We start from the raw sequence: 1,698 nt of genomic DNA, 5'->3' as shown, positions 1-1,698 counted from the left end.
AAGACGCGCCCGAGTGGTCTGGGGCGGTACGGACTTGGCCCGGAACACCTCGATATCGGTGGTCACCCGGGCGGCCTGCCCCTTGTTCTGCAGGATAGATCCAGATCAGCGCCACCACCAGACCGAACGCCGCCCGCCAGGACTCCGCCTGCGGAGCCCCGCCGCGGATCCCCGCCTCGATCTCGGCGAAGTCGAGGCTGAGCAGGAACGCGCCCACGGCGACGCCCCCGAGGCCGAAGAGCAGGCCGAGCGGGCCGGAACCCAGACCGAGGTCGGCGCCGGCCGTCCAGGCCAGGAAGTCGATCATCGCGAGGAAGCTGAAGCCCAGCGCGATGGCGGTGCCGATCCTGGCGTACCGTCCGGTGACCCGGATCCAGCCGCTCTTGTAGGCGAGCAGCATCCCGCCGGAGACCACCACGGTGCCGAGCACCGCCTGGATGACGATGCCGTCCCAGAACGTCTCGAACGCCCGGGAGACCACCCCGAGGGCCAGGCCCTGCAGTGCCGCGTACAGCAGGATCAGCGCCGGGCTGATGCTCCGCTTGAAGTTGATGACCAGTCCGAGGACGAACGCCGCCAGCGACGCCCCGATCGCCAGCCCGAAGTTGCCGACCGGCACGGTGAACCAGGCCGCCGCACCGACGCCCAGCAGCGTGAGCAGGCAGATCGCCGTGCGGGCGACCACGTCGTCCATGGTCATCCGGCCGGTGTCCAGCGGCCCGGCGGAGGGCGCCCGGTACATCGTGGCCAGCTGCTCGTCGGTGGGCCGGCCGCCGTGCGGCTGCTGGCCGTACGGGTCGTTGGCGTAGGGGTTGTTGGCGTACGGGTCGGCCCCGTAGGGCTGCTGCCGGGTGGTGTCGAACCCTGCGTAGCCGGTGTCGCGGGAGAAGGCCCCGTCCCGCGAGAAGACCGGATTGCTGCTTCTCATGCTCATTCCCTCCGGGGGACGGCACGGCACCGCCCACCATCGGACAAGAGTAATGTCTTGGCAAAGCAGTGCGCGTACGCCGCGAGGATGATCTCTCGCGGCCGAGCAGGCGGAGCTGGTGCCCGGAGCCGGACTCGAACCGGCACGGCCTTACGGCCAAGCAGTTTTAAGCTGCCCGTGTCTGCGTTCCACCACCCGGGCGTGAACCGCTCCCGCCCCTGTTCGGGCTACCCCCTGAGCCTAGTCGTCCGACTCCCGGTTTCGCATGTTCCCGGCCCCGGAAGTTGTCATGCTTCCTTGCCATCTGACGAACCGTTCGTGATCCGGCCAGCGGAAGCACTGTTATCGGCCAGTTGACGGGCCGCACCGGGCCGCACCGGGCCGCACCGGGCCTCAGGGACGGTGTCATCCCGCAGGAGGAGGGTGACGGTCCGGTGTACGCCTCGCGATGGTCCGGCCAACCGTCCGCCGGAGCGACGGATCCGGCCGGGGCCGCCCGGGAGCATGGGAGTACCGTCCCCCCTTTCCGGCAGGAGCCCTCCCGTGACCACGATGACGACCACCACCGCCGCCGCGCGCGCCGTCGGCCTGAACAAGGTCTACGGCGAGGGCGAGACCCGGGTCGTCGCCCTGGACGACGTCAGCGTGGCCTTCGGCCAGGGCGAGTTCACCGCGATCATGGGCCCCTCCGGCTCCGGCAAGTCCACCCTCATGCACTGCATGGCCGGCCTGGACACCGTCACCTCCGGCTCCGCCACCATCGGCGGCAC

At 70.3% G+C, this 1,698-nt stretch carries 2 protein-coding genes and 1 tRNA gene; 1 reads left to right on the top strand and 2 read right to left on the bottom strand.

The genetic code is table 11. The features are described 5' to 3' along the window. Positions 1 to 928 (bottom strand): Bax inhibitor-1/YccA family protein (locus tag AB0D08_RS40740; RefSeq protein ID WP_359895420.1); only part of this gene is annotated, 928 nt, incomplete at its 3' end. A gap of 116 nt (positions 929 to 1,044) precedes the next feature. Next, positions 1,045 to 1,129 (bottom strand) — tRNA-Leu (locus AB0D08_RS40735). A 351-nt stretch (positions 1,130 to 1,480) separates the two neighbouring features. Between AB0D08_RS40735 and AB0D08_RS40730 the strand changes: the two genes are divergently transcribed. Further along, on the top strand, positions 1,481 to 1,698 hold a 218-nt coding region (locus tag AB0D08_RS40730; protein WP_359895421.1), incomplete at its 3' end, for an ATP-binding cassette domain-containing protein.

This window comes from Kitasatospora sp. NPDC048540, from assembly GCF_040651175.1.
GTDB lineage: Bacteria > Actinomycetota > Actinomycetes > Streptomycetales > Streptomycetaceae > Kitasatospora.
The sequence above is the reverse complement of the archived record's forward strand: the minus strand, read 5'-3'. Positions and strand labels throughout refer to the sequence as shown.